Origin of the sequence: Sulfitobacter sp. OXR-159 (assembly GCF_034377145.1) — a bacterium.
Classification (GTDB): Bacteria; Pseudomonadota; Alphaproteobacteria; order Rhodobacterales; family Rhodobacteraceae; genus Sulfitobacter.
On record NZ_CP139709.1, the window covers coordinates 124,550 to 139,077 of the forward strand.

11 protein-coding genes are annotated in these 14,528 nt (G+C 53.8%); 3 read left to right on the plus strand and 8 right to left on the minus strand.

Annotated features, from left to right (window positions below):
• Positions 1–8: 8 nt before the first annotated feature.
• The 4 genes from T8A63_RS19650 to T8A63_RS19665 all read right to left on the minus strand — a co-directional run bounded on the left by T8A63_RS19650 (position 9) and on the right by T8A63_RS19665 (position 4,094).
• Positions 9–1,313: a UDP-glucose/GDP-mannose dehydrogenase family protein gene (locus T8A63_RS19650; RefSeq protein ID WP_322346155.1), complete on the minus strand. Its 1,305-nt coding sequence runs from the start codon at positions 1,311–1,313 to the stop codon at positions 9–11.
• Between the two features lie 292 nt (positions 1,314–1,605).
• Positions 1,606–2,790, minus strand: coding sequence for a glycosyltransferase family 4 protein (locus T8A63_RS19655; protein ID WP_322346156.1), 1,185 nt, complete (start codon positions 2,788–2,790; stop codon positions 1,606–1,608).
• Between the two features lie 160 nt (positions 2,791–2,950).
• Positions 2,951–3,310 (minus strand): MarR family EPS-associated transcriptional regulator, encoded by a 360-nt coding sequence (locus T8A63_RS19660; protein WP_322346158.1) that lies wholly within the window; start codon positions 3,308–3,310, stop codon positions 2,951–2,953.
• Between the two features lie 142 nt (positions 3,311–3,452).
• Positions 3,453–4,094 carry a metallophosphoesterase family protein gene (locus T8A63_RS19665; protein WP_322346160.1) on the minus strand — a complete coding sequence of 214 codons (642 nt, stop codon included), beginning with the start codon at positions 4,092–4,094 and terminating at the stop codon, positions 3,453–3,455.
• Positions 4,095–4,775: 681 nt separating this feature from the next.
• On the opposite strand from T8A63_RS19665, the gene T8A63_RS19670 reads away from it, so the two are divergent.
• Both T8A63_RS19670 and nusG read left to right on the plus strand, forming a co-directional pair.
• Positions 4,776–6,119, plus strand: coding sequence for a polysaccharide biosynthesis/export family protein (locus T8A63_RS19670; RefSeq protein WP_416153261.1), 1,344 nt, complete (start codon positions 4,776–4,778; stop codon positions 6,117–6,119).
• Positions 6,120–6,358: 239 nt separating this feature from the next.
• Positions 6,359–6,874, plus strand: a complete 516-nt coding sequence (nusG, locus tag T8A63_RS19675; protein ID WP_322346162.1) for a transcription termination/antitermination protein NusG — start codon at positions 6,359–6,361, stop codon at positions 6,872–6,874.
• Between the two features lie 36 nt (positions 6,875–6,910).
• On the opposite strand, the gene T8A63_RS19680 is transcribed toward nusG, so the two are convergent.
• The gene (locus T8A63_RS19680; protein ID WP_322346164.1) at positions 6,911–8,209 is read right to left on the minus strand and encodes a hypothetical protein; all 1,299 of its coding nucleotides are present in this window, start codon (positions 8,207–8,209) and stop codon (positions 6,911–6,913) included.
• Positions 8,210–8,805: 596 nt separating this feature from the next.
• Between T8A63_RS19680 and T8A63_RS19685 the strand changes: the two genes are divergently transcribed.
• Positions 8,806–10,932 carry a GumC family protein gene (locus T8A63_RS19685; protein WP_322346166.1) on the plus strand — a complete coding sequence of 709 codons (2,127 nt, stop codon included), beginning with the start codon at positions 8,806–8,808 and terminating at the stop codon, positions 10,930–10,932.
• Positions 10,933–11,083: 151 nt separating this feature from the next.
• Here T8A63_RS19685 and T8A63_RS19690 read toward each other — a convergent pair whose 3' ends face one another.
• The 3 genes from T8A63_RS19690 to T8A63_RS19700 all read right to left on the minus strand — a co-directional run bounded on the left by T8A63_RS19690 (position 11,084) and on the right by T8A63_RS19700 (position 14,072).
• Positions 11,084–11,356, minus strand: coding sequence for a hypothetical protein (locus T8A63_RS19690; protein ID WP_322346168.1), 273 nt, complete (start codon positions 11,354–11,356; stop codon positions 11,084–11,086).
• Positions 11,357–11,378: 22 nt separating this feature from the next.
• Positions 11,379–12,149 carry a hypothetical protein gene (locus T8A63_RS19695; protein ID WP_322346170.1) on the minus strand — a complete coding sequence of 257 codons (771 nt, stop codon included), beginning with the start codon at positions 12,147–12,149 and terminating at the stop codon, positions 11,379–11,381.
• Positions 12,150–12,794: 645 nt separating this feature from the next.
• Positions 12,795–14,072, minus strand: coding sequence for a replication initiation protein (locus T8A63_RS19700; protein WP_322346172.1), 1,278 nt, complete (start codon positions 14,070–14,072; stop codon positions 12,795–12,797).
• Between the last annotated feature and the right edge of the window lie 456 nt (positions 14,073–14,528).

Below are 14,528 nucleotides of genomic sequence, written 5' to 3' on the forward strand. Positions count from 1 at the left end.
ACTTTCTTTCATCGCCCAACACTCACGTAGGCGCTAAACCCGGCCGCGACTGCGTCCGCTTCTTCGTAAATGTTACGCAAATCTGCTAGTTTTGGTGACGCCATTGCGTCTGCCAAGCGGCTGAGATCCAGCGCCCGGAATTCATTCCATTCGGTTAGAATGATTATCGCCTCAGCATCGATAGCGGCCTCATAGGGATCCTCGTGCCAGGATGCACCTGGGAGCGAATCTTCGCCTTCGCGTTTGCCTTGCGGATCGACGATGCGAACCTTTGCGCCAGCGCCGACAAGCGCAGGAACGATCGTGAGAGCTGGCGCATCTCGCATGTCGTCCGTGTTCGGTTTGAAGGTCACGCCGAGAACAAGGATCTGCTTGCCGTTCACGGTGCCGTCACATAATTCCATTACCTTATCGAGCATACGCCGCTTGACTGCATCATTTACCAAGATGACGGTTTCCGTGATCCGCATGGGCATCCCGTGCTCTTGTCCGATGCGCGCAAGAGCAGACGTGTCTTTTGGAAAGCACGATCCGCCGTATCCGGGGCCCGCATGAAGAAATTTGTTTCCGATGCGTCCGTCCATTCCCATGCCTTTGGCAACAGACTTTACGTCAGCGCTCACGCGCTCACAGAGCGCTGCGATCTCGTTGATGAAACTAATCTTTGTAGCAAGGAATGCGTTAGCCGCATATTTGATCAACTCGGCACTTTCCAAATCAGTGTAGATGATCGGAAAATCCCGCAAGAACAACGGCCGGTAGATCTCTCCCATAACCTGTTTGGCGCGATCGGTTTCGACACCAACGACAACGCGGTCAGGTTTCATGAAGTCCTCAATTGCGGCGCCTTCACGCAGGAATTCGGGGTTCGAGGCTACGTCAAAATCGGCGTCTGGACGCGTTTGCCGGATCACATCGGCCACACGCCGATTGGTACCGACCGGAACCGTTGATTTGGTCACAACCACAGCATATTCGGTAAGAGCGCGCGCGACATTTTCTGCAGCAGCCATTACATAGGTTAGATCAGCATGTCCGTCCCCGCGCCTCGTCGGTGTGCCAACTGCGATAAATACCGCATCAGCACCGTTCACGGCGGCGGCAGTATCAGTGGAAAATTGTAGGCGCCCCGAGGCAACGTTGCGGGCCATGACAACATCAAGACCAGGTTCGTAGATCGGAACTTCGCCTGCGTTCAGCTTGGCTATTTTTTCCGCTGAGGTGTCGACGCATACGACGTCATGACCAAAATCGGAAAAGCATACACCGGAAACAAGCCCAACGTAGCCTGCGCCAATCATTGCAATTTTCATTGTTAAACTGCCTTCAATTCAGATCAATTAGTTCAGTTAATTCATTTACGTGGACAGCGCGCTGGCTCGGGTCCCAGTTCCGTTTCGCTCTGCAGCGCATCAATTTACTCCTCAAACGCCCCGTATTGTTGTAGCATAAGCCGGAGAAACCGCGATGTGAGCGCTGCTTTTCGACTCCCCGTTTCGCCGTCAGGATTTAGGCATAACGCCTTTTACCCGGGTTGCTGATTTGTGCGATCTTAAGCGGCTACGATCTTGGCAGGCCAAGCGCAGCAGCTTAGACGGATTTGAGTTATCGAAGAGAGGAACTAGTGCTCGTCAGTCCAGTGATGGCTCGCTCATAAGCGTCAACAACAATGGCTTGGTCAAACTCAGCCACCATCTTTTTCCGCGCCGCCTGTCCCATGGAACGCTTTGCCGTCTCCGGCAGGTCGACAAAACGCTGACAGACTTCGGCAAGGCTCTCTCCACTTTTTGCCGTGCAGAGATAGCCGTTGTTCCCGTTTTCAACTACAGAGCGGCACCCAGGCACGTCAGTGGCAATCAACGGACGCGCCATGCTTGCTGCCTCGATCAAGGTGCGCGGCGCACCTTCCCGGTAAGAAGGCAGAACAATGCAATGGGCTTGGGCGATATGAGGCCGAACATCCGATGTTGTTCCAAGATATTCCACGACGCCCTCGGCCTCCCAAACAGCCAGTGTCTCCCGGCTGATTGCGGTCCGGTTTTCCGAATCTGCGGCACCGAGCAGCTGAAAGCGCGCCGGAATACCTTTTACCTTAAGCCGCCGCGCCGCATCGATATATTCATGAATACCCTTGTCTCTGAGCAGGCGAGCAATCAGCAGGAACCGTGTTTCGTTTTCGCCCGCAGGATAGGGAGCAGCAGGGAAGTCCTCCAGGTCTATGCCCGAGCCGGGGAGGATAGTTGCCTGTTCAGCCGTGACCAGCTGACGCACTATAAATAGATTGCGATCATCGGTATTTTGGAAGAACACGGTTTTCAGACCCCGGAAAGCCCGGCGATAGAGAAATTCAGCAAGCCGCTGCAGGGCGCCGCCCGACAAGAATGCCGTTCCGAGACCTGTGACATTTGGTATAAAGGGAATGCCGCAAGCCCGGGCTGCCATAGCGCCAAAGAGGTTGTTCTTAATAGTATAGCTCAGCACCACATCCGGCGCTTCCGTGCGAAAAATTCGTTTGAAGCGCTGCATCAATCTATAGTCGTGAAGGGGATTGAGCCCTTTGACGTTCATCTCAAGTGGAACGAAGCGGCATCCCATGGCCAGCAGGTCTTCGACCCTCTCCCCCTCAGGGGCGAGGATCGTGACGCGGTGGCCTGCCTCGAGCAGTGCTTTCACCACGGGCCGGCGGAAATTCCAAACATTCCAAGCTGCATTCACTGTCAGCATTACGTGCAGGGATGCGCAGATGCTATTTGCCCCACTTTGTTCGCGTTCCACTAATTCTTGATGCAAGTTCGTAATTTCCGTCAGGTGTCACCCGCCTGAGGCTAGGCGCTAGCTTATTTATATCGCTGCTTCGCAGGAGTTTTTATCGATCTGGTTTCAGCACAATTGGACATTAGCACTGAGGCCAAACCCGCAATAACGCAAACTATCGGGGGTTTGTGCTGCGCTACTCACGACGTGTCCCCTGCCCCGCGTTCTCTGCACCCAGTTCTTCCTGCAAGGCCGCGATCTCCGCCCGCAATGCTTCATGCTCCGCCATACGCCTTTGGAGAAAATTCTTGGTCAGCCGCGCGCGCTCGAACACCCCGCGGGGCGTGAGCACATAGGCGTAGCGCAGCTTGTTGCCCGAGGCGCGAAAATTGCTGACTTTCACTTGGCCCTTCTCGACCAATCCTTTCAGGCAGTAATTGACCATTCCCAGACTGATACCAAGCGTCTGAGCCAAGCCCCGCTGTGAAAGTTTGGGATTGGCTTCGAGCGCCCGCATGACACGGAAGCGAATATCGTCGTCATTAGGTTTGGTCATTATCTCATTGCGCCACGGCTACCGCACCGGAGCATGCAAGGTGCAGCTCCAGAGGTGAACGACCGCAGCGTTCACAGATGAACGCATACAGATATGCTGGAGCGATTGAAAGACCAAGTTTAAGGCGCTAGCCATGCGTTGCTTATGAACGCACCTCTATAAAGCGACATTGTCCCAGCGTGATATGTGCGGCCGTCAATCGTCCCGTCAGATGAGCACCGGTATCCACGGCTATCCGGTTCCCGCTCATGCCGGCCTGCCGGACGACGGTATGGCCGTGAACCACAATATTATCGTCAGAGCGAGGCGTTGTTAAAAAGTCAGGATGGCCCCAAAGCAAAACCGTACCACGTTGATCATCCGGGGGGCGTTTGGGCGACATAGCCGCATGCACACAGTGTATATTGCCCGTTGACCACTGTCTGGGCAGAGTACGAAGCCACTCCTGCAAACCTTTGGGCAGTGCTTTTTCCAGCCTTTGCGCGAGGTCGACGGTCGCGCCTGATTGGATGGCATCTTTTGGGACCTCGATACCGAAGCTGCTTAAGGTTTCCACGCCACCATTGTGCAACCACCCCGCCCCCACACCAGCAGGATCGTCAATAAAGTCTAACAACATGCGCTCGTGATTGCCCATCAAACAGATCACTCGCTCCGGCGTCGATTGGCTCAGCTTGTAAAGCAGAAGCAAAACTTCCCGGGACTGAGGGCCACGATCGACATAATCCCCCAGAAAAACGCAGATCTCATCGCCTCGAGCCACCTCATCCAAACGGGCGAACATCTGTGTGAGCTGGGCGACACACCCATGCGTATCCCCGATCGCGAAAAGAGCTCTATCCGGGCGTATGCGCGCCGAATTGACAGGCACAGGCGGCGAACGGCGCCTCGGGTCCAACTGCGATAAAATGCGGGGTAGCAAGGTTTGTCCCGGAAAGATGACGGCTGCTATAGAGATACTCGAGGCGTGGGGTAGCCGGACTGCGAGCAATAGGCCATATTAAAATACTACAGAGCGTGGCCTTGGCTTAGAATTGCCGACAGTCGCCCCTCAAATGTCAGTTTTTGCTTTGGCCGCCGCCTAGGCGTACCAGAACGCGCTAGCCGATCGGCTGCATACACCCTTTGATGGGCACTCTCACAATCAAGCAAAACTAGATGGGCGATGGTCTGACGGTACGGCGGTCGCAACAGGTCTCGTTCACTACGCTGGCCCCCCTTTGTAGCTTCTTGACCACTTGAGCCGCGCGCCAAAACCTGTTGCAAAAACAGCATAAAGTTTAAAACAAGCCGTTAGGATCAGCCGGTCGGGTTGTGTCCTACCGTCGGTCTAGGGATGTTAAACGCAACTAGAGTTTCAGAGAGTCGCTTTGACGGGGCGCCGGTGACAGAGCGTATAGACGCCAACAACCGCCCCATAACAATTGCACATCTCATTCGCCGCATGTTTGCCAAAGGTTTGTCCATGTTTAGACGTCTGATCGCCATCTCACTCTTATCCATCGTTACCGGCTGCGGTGTGGCGTATATTTCGCCAATAGTTTCCGAGGACGACGGCAAGGTACGCATTGTCCCTTTGACATCAGATGTCGTATCAGCGGCAAACCGCGCCCCCTATGCCCCTAAGCAGCTCCCTGCGGCCTTTTTCCAGAACGCCGGCGGCGCGGGTGCCTTGAGCGGGACCAGCCCTACTCCTGCGCCAGTCTCAGAGATTCAGACCCGCCCAGCCGAACTGGCGCTCCGCGTGCCCCCTACGCCACCCCGTACCACCTATGATATTGGTGTTGGCGATGTGCTTTTGTTGGCCTCTCGGAGTGGGGGCAGCACTGTAGAGGAACTGAGTGGCCTATTGGCCGCACAAAATCGGCGCCAAGGCTATACCGTTCAAGACGACGGCGCGATTGCGATTCCGGATGTCGGGCGCGTCACTGTTGCTGGCTTGACCCTCGAGGACGCTGAAGCAGCTCTGTTCCAACGCCTACTGGAAGCTCAGATTGACCCCTCCTTCAGCCTCGAAATTGCTGAATTCAACTCAAAACGAGTCTCCATCGGCGGTGCGGTTGGAACCGCGACTGTTATTCCGATCACCCTCACCCCCCTCACGCTGGATCAAGCCATCGCAACAGCTGACGGCATCCAAACACCTGATCTAGAATATGCCTCCATCCGTCTCTACCGCCAAGGCGATCTCTATCAGATCCCGCTGGAAAGCTATTTGGAGTCTCCCGACCTGCAAAAAACACGGCTCGTTGCTGGCGACAGTATCTTTGTCGATACCGAATATCAGCTGGACCGTGCGCAGGCTTATTTTGCAGAACAGATCACGTTGCGCCAGTTCCGTCAGCAGGCACGCGTCCAGGCCCTTGCGGAACTTCAAGCGGAGGTGACCCTGCGCCGGGCTGCGCTCGAAGAGAGCCGGTCAAACTTCGAGGCGCAATTGGACAATGATGCTATTGCGCGCGACTATACCTATCTAACTGGTGAAGTGAGCCAACCGGGCCGGTTCACATTGCCTTTCGGCCGGACCGCTTCCCTAGCCGACGCGCTCTATTCCCACGGCGGATTTGATACGCGAACTGGAAATCCAACCCAAATCTATGTCCTTCGAGGATCGCAAGGCTCCAGCGGAGAGGTAACCGCTTTTAAACTAAATGCTAAAAATGCGGCGGAACTCATCCTTGCCACCCGTATGGAGCTGCGTCCCGACGATGTTATCTTCGTCGCGGAACAGCCTGTTACTCGGTGGAACCGCGTCATTACTCAGATCACCCCATCTCTGCTGACCAGTGTTGCTGGCTCTGTGAATTGACGCTCTTTTACGCTACGCTTTTCTGATAGGGGCCTGAAAATGATTTCTGGGGGGGCATTGATCGGGTCTCCCCCCCCCTATCAGAGCTAAGGTAGCAAAAATTTGCCCAAACATGGGAAGCCTAGCCTGGCGACATTCCTTCAGCACTGCATGTAAGTTAAGCCCAGTCCATACTCGGCTACTGGTGACCGCGCCTGTCATTGTACCCACGCATGGTACTTCCGGATAAAGGACCAATAATGTCGGATGCGCCTAAAATGGGCTGGTTCGTAGCGCAGATTCGCCCGAATGGGCTGGCACAAGCACGCGTCCACTTGCGTCGTCAGAGGTTTGAAAGTTTTTCCCCGGAACGTATGGGCACCCGACTGCATCAGGGCCGTCTCGTACAGAAGCGCCAACCCTTATTTCCAGGTTATCTTTTTGTCCAATTCGATCCAGCTGCCGCTGGCTGGACTGCCATTAACAGTACCCGCGGCATTGCGCGGCTTCTCTTACAGGATCCACGCCGCCCGCGCCCGCTGCCGCAAGGCCTGATGGCGGGCCTTCAGGCCCGCTGTGGGCCAGATGAGCTTGTGAAACCTGCAGACGATCTTCAAGTTGGAGACCAAATCCGGATCCTGTCAGGCCCCTTTGCCGATTTCATCACGCAGATTGACCACCTCCCAGACTCCGAAAGAGTCGGCGTGCTGCTAGACCTTATGGGGCGCGACGTCCGGACGTCGCTCCACCGTAATCAGATCAACAAATTTAGCTAGCTACATCATATGCCGGGGGCCCATATGCGGAAGTCGCTAGCCTTTCTTGAGGAATCTATCGTATGCTTCAACATCCGTTCGGAAGGTACCCTCGTAGGGCACGTTCTCATCGTCCGCAGCGGAGGCTTGCAGTGTCCAATTGCCTTGGCTAGACGCTCGAAAAATCTTAACATTTAGAACTTCGCTTTCCCGAACATAGGTACCAGACAACGGTGACACCTGAAGGCTTGACCGTTTCTTGCCGAGTGATCCACTGCCAAAATAGCGGGCCCGACGCAATCGTCGGGCGGGGAAAAATTTTACTCCGGACATGTAGGTCACTACGAAAAGCAGAATGAAGCATGCCAATGCAATAGTTGCCATGATGGGTTGATCCCACAGCAGGACTCCAACGGCGATCGGGGTCGAGAAAAATGGCACAAGGAGTAGGCTTGCAATAGAATTATCGAACCGCCCCCGGCGCCCCTTCAACATGGCGACCGTTCGTACGGCGATATGGTGAAAATGCAGCCGATCCGGTTGGCCGGTTGCGCGGCGGGTGGCGCGCCGGCGCACGATCGAAAGAAGCGTGTCGCAGACCGGCCAAAAGAGCAACAGCAAAACCGCCATGCCAGCCACAGAGGGGTTCCGGGCAACAAGAACAATCCCAAGCCAGGCTATAATATGGCCGATACCGTAAGCTCCCGCATCTCCCAGGAAAATGCGCCCGAACGGCCAGTTCAAGATAAAAAAGCCAAAGATCGAAACCGCCAGGAGCCCCGCCACAACCTGGATATCCGTATCCCCAGTGTGACCCGCAATCGCAACAAATCCTATGGACGCGGCCATAGAATAGAGCGCCGAAAGCCCATTCAACCCGTCCAACAAATTTAATGCATGGCATGTGCCAGCAGACCAAAGCAGAGTGATCACGATGGCAGGGACGACCAATTCCAACAACGCTCCCTCGGTTAGGCCTAAGTCGGGTACAAGAGACCCAGTGAGGGCGATCCCAAGGGTCGCAGCGACGAAAGCCGCGAAGAGCCGATTCCGGGGACTAACATTCCGGTAAACATCTTCAAGCAGCCCCGCCCAGAACACAACTGCACCTGCCGCAAGGGCAAGAAGAAGGTCACGCCCGATGTCGTTGTTGTAAAACGCGCAGCCCACACCAAGGCCCAAAATAATTCCAATACCCCCCACGCGCGGGGTTGGACGTGTATGTTGGGCTTGAGGTGCAGACAGATCACGCAGCATATGCTCAGACGACATGAGCAGATTCGGGCGCGCAATGAAGACTATGCTCGATGCCATACTAATAAGAAAGACAATACCGAATATCAGGAACTCGTACATCAAAACAAAACCTTAGTACTCTGAAAATCGACGCAAAGGGCCAAAGCGCCTGAGAATAACATTAAACAACGACATACTTTAGAGAGATCACGTCATGGTACAAGAGTTTGGCATCTCAGTTTTTTCAATCTGAACCATCTACCCGCCTCCGGAGGCAAACACCAAAACTTGTAGTTGTCCCTACACAGAAATCTGACGCTACGCTGCAGAAACATCAGTGGGCCACACACCGCCCTGTTCCAACATTGTTGTCCCAACGCATGCTGATTGCCATTCCCGGCACCTTTTAGCAAGTGCCCCCAAGCGGATTAACGCCAGTAATGCCGTGTGGGAAAAACGCACGAGTGATACATCTCGGGTTGTATATCCTTTACGTTCCTATCAGCGAGGAATGCGCTAGGGCTAGGTAGCGGCAATCAAATGCGGCGGGAATGGGCCCTCTCCCCAAAACAGGGTGATTTCTACCCTTAATTTGCACCCTACCCTAACCCTGGTATCAAGCGAGGTCGCGCTTGGGTCTCATTAGAAGGTGGCATTGGAAAGTGTTTGGGGGTAGGAGACGCCAACGCAGTTGATAACGGTTACCCATAGACAGCATGAAGCAGATCACCAGCGCATCAGGTCGCCCCGCCAATGAGCATACCGACGGCGATGAAATTGACCTCGGCAACCTGCTACAAACTCTATGGCGGGGCAAATTGTGGATCGCCCTCTGTGGATTTGTTGCGCTCTGTCTTGGAGGTTTCTATGCCTATGGGATCGCGGTCCCGGTCTACACAGCTAAATCTGCCGTAGCTCTTGAAAGCAGGCAAGAGCAAGTGATGGATATCGAGAGCGTCGTTACCGGACTTGGCGGCGATCAATCGACAATTAATACCGAGGTCGAGGTTCTTCGTTCACGGGGCTTGATTGAGACGTTGGTATTGGATTTGGATCTGCTTGACGATCCAGAGTTCAACAGCAGCCTTCAGCCCAGTCCTCGGTTTTCGATTGGCATGATTGTTGGAGCTATACGAGGAATATTTGGTGCCCAAGAGCCTTCTTCTGTCGTTTCCGAAAGAGCTACGCTCGACAGGACCATCAACGCAGTTCTTGGCGCCCTCTCTGTCTCTAATCTGCGCCAAAGTTTCGTTTTTGAGTTAACAGCAACAACGCAAGATCCGACAAAATCTGCCTTGATCGCGAACCGGCTAGCCGAACTTTACATAGAGAACCAAATTTCTGTGAAATTTGAGAAGACAGAAGCGGCTACAGCTTGGCTTAGTGAAAGAGTCAGTGGTTTACAGATAGAATTGGAATCGGCTCAAGCGGAGCTGAAGAACTTTTCCACTAATACCGATCTTATAAATGCAGATGCACTCGCAGCGCTTAATCGGCAAGTAAAAGACCTTAGGGATCGGCGTTTAATGCTCGCAGCCCAAGCAGACGCAACAGGGTCAAATTTAGAAAGATTGCGGAAAGCTGCAGAAGCGGGCGATCCAGCCGCCTTTGCCGAAGTTGCCCAAGACACACTTCTCGATCAGGCCTTGTCGCGGATAGAAGAAGGACAAGAGGGCGGCCTGGAGGCTTTTAGCTTGCGGAGAGAGGCACTCATTGCTCAAGCGGAACTGGAAACGGCCCGTGCGCAGTCGCAGCTAGCCGCCATTGAAGCGTCTATCGCTGATGTCACATCACGCATCGATAATCAGTCCCAAGAGTTGGTGACATTGGAACAGTTGCAGCGCGAAGTGGAGGCCAGCCGTCTTCTTTATGAAGCCTTCTTGAGCCGACTCAAGGAAACCAGCATTCAGCAAGGTATTCAACAGGCCGATAGCCGCCTCCTGAGTCGGGCTGTCGTTCCTCCTGCCCCCTCCGCACCCCAAAAGAAGCGCGTGTTGGCACTCTCTCTCATTCTAGGGTTAATTGTAGGCGCTGCTGCAGTGTTGTTTAGAGAAATGGCGCAAAACACATTCCGTACACCAGAGGACCTCGAAGCCAAAACGGGATATTCTGTGATCGGCCAGATCCCTAAGATCTCAGTGAAGGCGCGGAGGAATGTACTAGAGTACTTTACACGGAAACCGAACTCGGCAGCGGCCGAATCTGTCCGAAACTTGCGAACCTCCCTTCTCCTTGCAAACATTGATACGCCGCCGAAGGTGATCATGTCGACGTCATCGGTTCCGGGTGAAGGGAAGACTACTCAATCTATTGCCTTGGCCCAGAACTTCGCAGGTCTAGGGGCCAAAGTACTTCTTATCGAAGGAGACCTGAGGCGACGGGTGCTTTCCGAGTATTTCTCTCATACCCACCCCCACGGCTTCTTATCCGTAATGGCTGGCGATATCTCTTTGAAAGACGCAATAGTATATGATGAAGGACTGAATGCCGATATTCTGTACGGCCAAAAGTCACGTGTGAATGCAGCTGATCTGTTTTCTTCGAATACATTTCGCGAATTTATCCAGGATTTGCGCAACTATTACGATTATATCATTATTGATTCTCCGCCGGTGCTAGTCGTCCCGGACGCGCGTGTCCTCGGCCAGCTTGCTGACGCGATCATCTATTCCGTTCAATGGGACAGCGTTACCCACCGCCAAGTTTTGGATGGGTTAAAATCCTTAGAAAGTGTTAATCTCACACCGAGCGGCTTGATCCTCAGCCAGATAGACCGGAACAAGTTAAAGCGCTATGGTTATGGAGATAGTTATAAAGCTTATTCGCGTTATTACATAAACTAATTTTCGTGACCGAGCGGGCCGTTTGTTCATTTGATACTATAGGCTCGTCTTCAGCTTGAGGCGAAGATCAAGCTGAAGAAGTTTCCGAGTGGTATGAGGAAAGCCTGGAGAGGAACCTAAGATGACTCTATCTTCCGCAACCACCAAGACATTATTCGTAATAGGCGAGCAGCGTCGCAATGTAGCCAGATGTCACCACATAGGTAGTACCCCCTGCCACCACAGTAATCTCCCCACTGGGAGTTAAGCTTGAAACGCTGCTGACAGGCACACTCGTGGCACGGGTGATTGCTGCTGCGATCACACCCGGCCCAATTGTTTGCCCCGCCCCACCAGGCGCTGTAATCGTTACGGTATCCCCCGCAAACGAACTATTGGCGGAAACCAAGGACACCGTCGCGGATACCAGAATTCTTTTAATCATTTTGCTTACCCTTATATGAATCTCAAAACCCGTAGGCGACGGACAGAGTCACCTGCTGACGGTTGGTGTTGTCAGTTACGTCAAGAAGATTTAGCGATGTACTGATGGTCGAATCCGGAATATTGAATGACGCGCCGAGGTTCATTTGGGTTTCGGTAAAGGACATACTAGCACTCATATTCGAAGTGACCCCTACTCCAACACCCGCAAAGGCGCCATCCTCAACCGTGATACCGTCGGACTGTCGAGTATTATCAGTCCCATACCCAACCACAAATTGGAGCGGGACTTCCACATTACCCCTATCTACGGCCAAGATATGGGATGCGTAGACGGTAAACTGTTCAGACCGGTTTGAATTCACCCCCCATGCTGCAAGGTTGGAGACGGTTGCGCCGACAAAAGTAGCAGAACTCTCGCCCACATGCGCGAGGCGAGAGGCAGAGAGACTGAGCGAACCGGCGTCGCCCAAAGGATCAAGGCCCGTCAAGGCCAACCCGAACGTCAGACTTAGGTTCTCAAGGGGGCTGCCCACACTATAGCCTGCAACAAAGTCCCCGTCGCCACCCGCGCCGGATACTCCGCCCCGCGGCGTTGCGTAGGTCAGCCCTACAAAACCGCTCCCAGATTTTGGTGCGACCGCGGAGGGTGCGCCTGCTACCGTAGGAAAGGCTAACTGCATACTTGGGCTGGGAAGCGAAGGCTGCGGTGCCATAACCGCTTCACTTTGCGCAAATACCGATGCCCCAAAGGTTGCAAACATTGAAGAAACTAACAAGATCTTTTTCGACATTCCATTCCGCCTATCTGAATTTTCAGGTCCCTCTGAACCTGTAGAATAGCAACTGGGACTTTACAAGAATAGCATTTTCCGCAAGGGAGGCGAGCATATCTATAGCGGCGTGACAAACGCTGGCATCGCCGACAACCGTCGATTTCGAAAATATGCCTGCTTCTAAGGTTAATGGTATAAGGCCGTGAACGGAAACAAATGGTGCTATGAGGTAAATGCCCTCATGGACAGGGTTACGATTTTCTCCGGCTGTGCCTGCAATCTCGGCATAGCTGTACGCATTTGTGTGACGAAAACTATCGGTCGGTTGGGCCGGCCGACTTCGGCACGCACTGCAAAGAGGCTTATCTAGCCTCAGTACTGCAGCCTGTCGTTTTTTCGGATGCCATGTCAGGTGGGGTATCCTACCGCACCAAGTTTTAAATGCCATCTTCAGCATAGGGATGGAATACCAAATGGCCGGCCCTGGAATAGCTGGCGGTGAACGCCCGCAACGCAACCATATCGTGCGTATATGTCACTGCCAAGAGGCACGGTCGGCGACTATGATCCGGATAATTTAGTAGCGCGTCATGCTTTTATTTTCTACCCGTCAGTTTCCAATGCCCCCCGGAAGGTGATTGCTGCGCCCAGGAAAAAGCAGTCTTAATCGCCAGGCGTTGTCTTTTCCGAGAAAGCGTCTGGGATCAAATCCTCCCAGAACGCCTGCATTTCCGACGCACAGAGCGCCGCTTTCCATCCCAGCCGAGAGAACTCGGATTTCAAAAGCTCATCGCTTAACCAGGCCAAGAACAGCTTCCGGTCCGCATCCCGCTGTGTGGGCGAGCGGGAATCGGCAATCTCCTGCACCCGCGCCATGATCGCCGCCCGCGCTTTGCGTTCTTCTTCAACCACCTGCGCGCGCTCTTCCTCCGCCGCATTGTTCCGCGCCGCTTGCGCCTTGCGCAGCACCGCTGCGGCTTTGACCTTGGGCGAAGGTGCCGCGGATTTTTCTGACTTATAGTCATTCTGAAGCGCAGCCCTTAGATATCCGACCGGGCTGTCGACGCCCCCCCTGCCCTTTAAATAGGAAATCTTTTCTGAGACATAGTCCTCACCATGTTCGGAAATCCATTGCCGCGCCAAACGGTCTGACACGCCCAAATCCATCAGTGCTAAATAGACGGCCCCCTGCCGCAGCCCTTCCCCATCATCGATGTCGAGCATCGCAAGTTGCGGGTTCTCTTTGATAAGAAACCGGATCTCACTGACCTGCCGCCCCATCTTATGCAGCTCGGGCGTGATCAGGATATTCGAGGTCTTGTTCACCTCCGCCACGGCTGGCTTGATGATCTTAGCATTCAAATGCTTGAAACTTTCGTAATAAGCACTGCCCTCGACCCCCATGAGTCGGCGAAACAGATCGATCGGCCACCACCCCGTCGATCCGGTGCGCAGAAATCGATAGCAGTTCTCGTAGAGCGCCAGCGCATGTCCAGAAGTGAAACGCCGCTGGATGTTCAGATTGATCAGCGCGAAAACCTTAGGATCGTGCAGTTTCTCCGCCAAAGCGGGGGAATAGGCGTATTCACAGACCCCTGCCGACAGTTTCGCATAAGACAAAAGCGCCGAAACACCCCATTCTTGCCGCCCGTTAGCGTCCAACATATCCCATTCCGCCGTGGTCTCAGCCAAACTGCGAAGGGACTGTTTCAACGTATCCATGTCGTTAGAGTTATAGCCCACCATCAGGCACAGGGTCCGCGCATCGATCTGATGTTTGTTGCGCGTCACCAACGTATCGTAGGCATTGAGCAGAAGAACATTGCTCAGCTTCCGCTGTAATAGCGTCAGCTTTCCAGAGACATGGATCGCCGCCACGTTCTTCTTCACCGACTGTCGGCGGAGCGCGCCGGTCAATTTATTATGGGGGATGCTGCTCATCTCGGCCTCTGCTTTGCTGTCACCGCCCCGACGCTTCGCGCTCTCAGGTGAACTCCCTCCATTATTGCGCAAAAGGTGCCCGATCTCAATCTATCAATGGGGACCCGTTTCCAGGGCAGAGGCATCCCGGAAACGGGTTCCTTACAGAAAATCTACCTGATGCACATGGGCCAATCGGAAATTACAAGGGTCCGGAAGCCCGAAAAACGCTTAGAAGCGACCCTCCCGACGAACGGTCCCCCTCCCCCTGCGAATCGGAACCCGTTTTACTGCATACGGGTACTAGCGAACCTGTAAGCAGGTACCAATAGACCTGTAAATCGGTACCTGTATAGTTATAGAGCATTGATAATAAATAGATAAGTGGACACAAAGACTCTAAATCGAATAAAGAATAACAAACTATGTGAGCTGTTCTCAGCAAGAATTTGGTATGGAAGAGGGTAGTTTCGCACG

Coding starts and splice junctions, on each gene's coding strand:
- T8A63_RS19700 (WP_322346172.1), bottom strand. CDS start 14,072: ATGAGCAGCATCCCCCATAATAAATTGACCGGCGCGCTCCGCCGACAG.
- nusG (WP_322346162.1), top strand. CDS start 6,359: ATGTCGGATGCGCCTAAAATGGGCTGGTTCGTAGCGCAGATTCGCCCG.
- T8A63_RS19680 (WP_322346164.1), bottom strand. CDS start 8,209: ATGTACGAGTTCCTGATATTCGGTATTGTCTTTCTTATTAGTATGGCA.
- T8A63_RS19685 (WP_322346166.1), top strand. CDS start 8,806: ATGAAGCAGATCACCAGCGCATCAGGTCGCCCCGCCAATGAGCATACC.
- T8A63_RS19670 (WP_416153261.1), top strand. CDS start 4,776: ATGTTTAGACGTCTGATCGCCATCTCACTCTTATCCATCGTTACCGGC.
- T8A63_RS19690 (WP_322346168.1), bottom strand. CDS start 11,356: ATGATTAAAAGAATTCTGGTATCCGCGACGGTGTCCTTGGTTTCCGCC.
- T8A63_RS19650 (WP_322346155.1), bottom strand. CDS start 1,313: ATGAAAATTGCAATGATTGGCGCAGGCTACGTTGGGCTTGTTTCCGGT.
- T8A63_RS19660 (WP_322346158.1), bottom strand. CDS start 3,310: ATGACCAAACCTAATGACGACGATATTCGCTTCCGTGTCATGCGGGCG.
- T8A63_RS19665 (WP_322346160.1), bottom strand. CDS start 4,094: ATGTTCGCCCGTTTGGATGAGGTGGCTCGAGGCGATGAGATCTGCGTT.
- T8A63_RS19695 (WP_322346170.1), bottom strand. CDS start 12,149: ATGTCGAAAAAGATCTTGTTAGTTTCTTCAATGTTTGCAACCTTTGGG.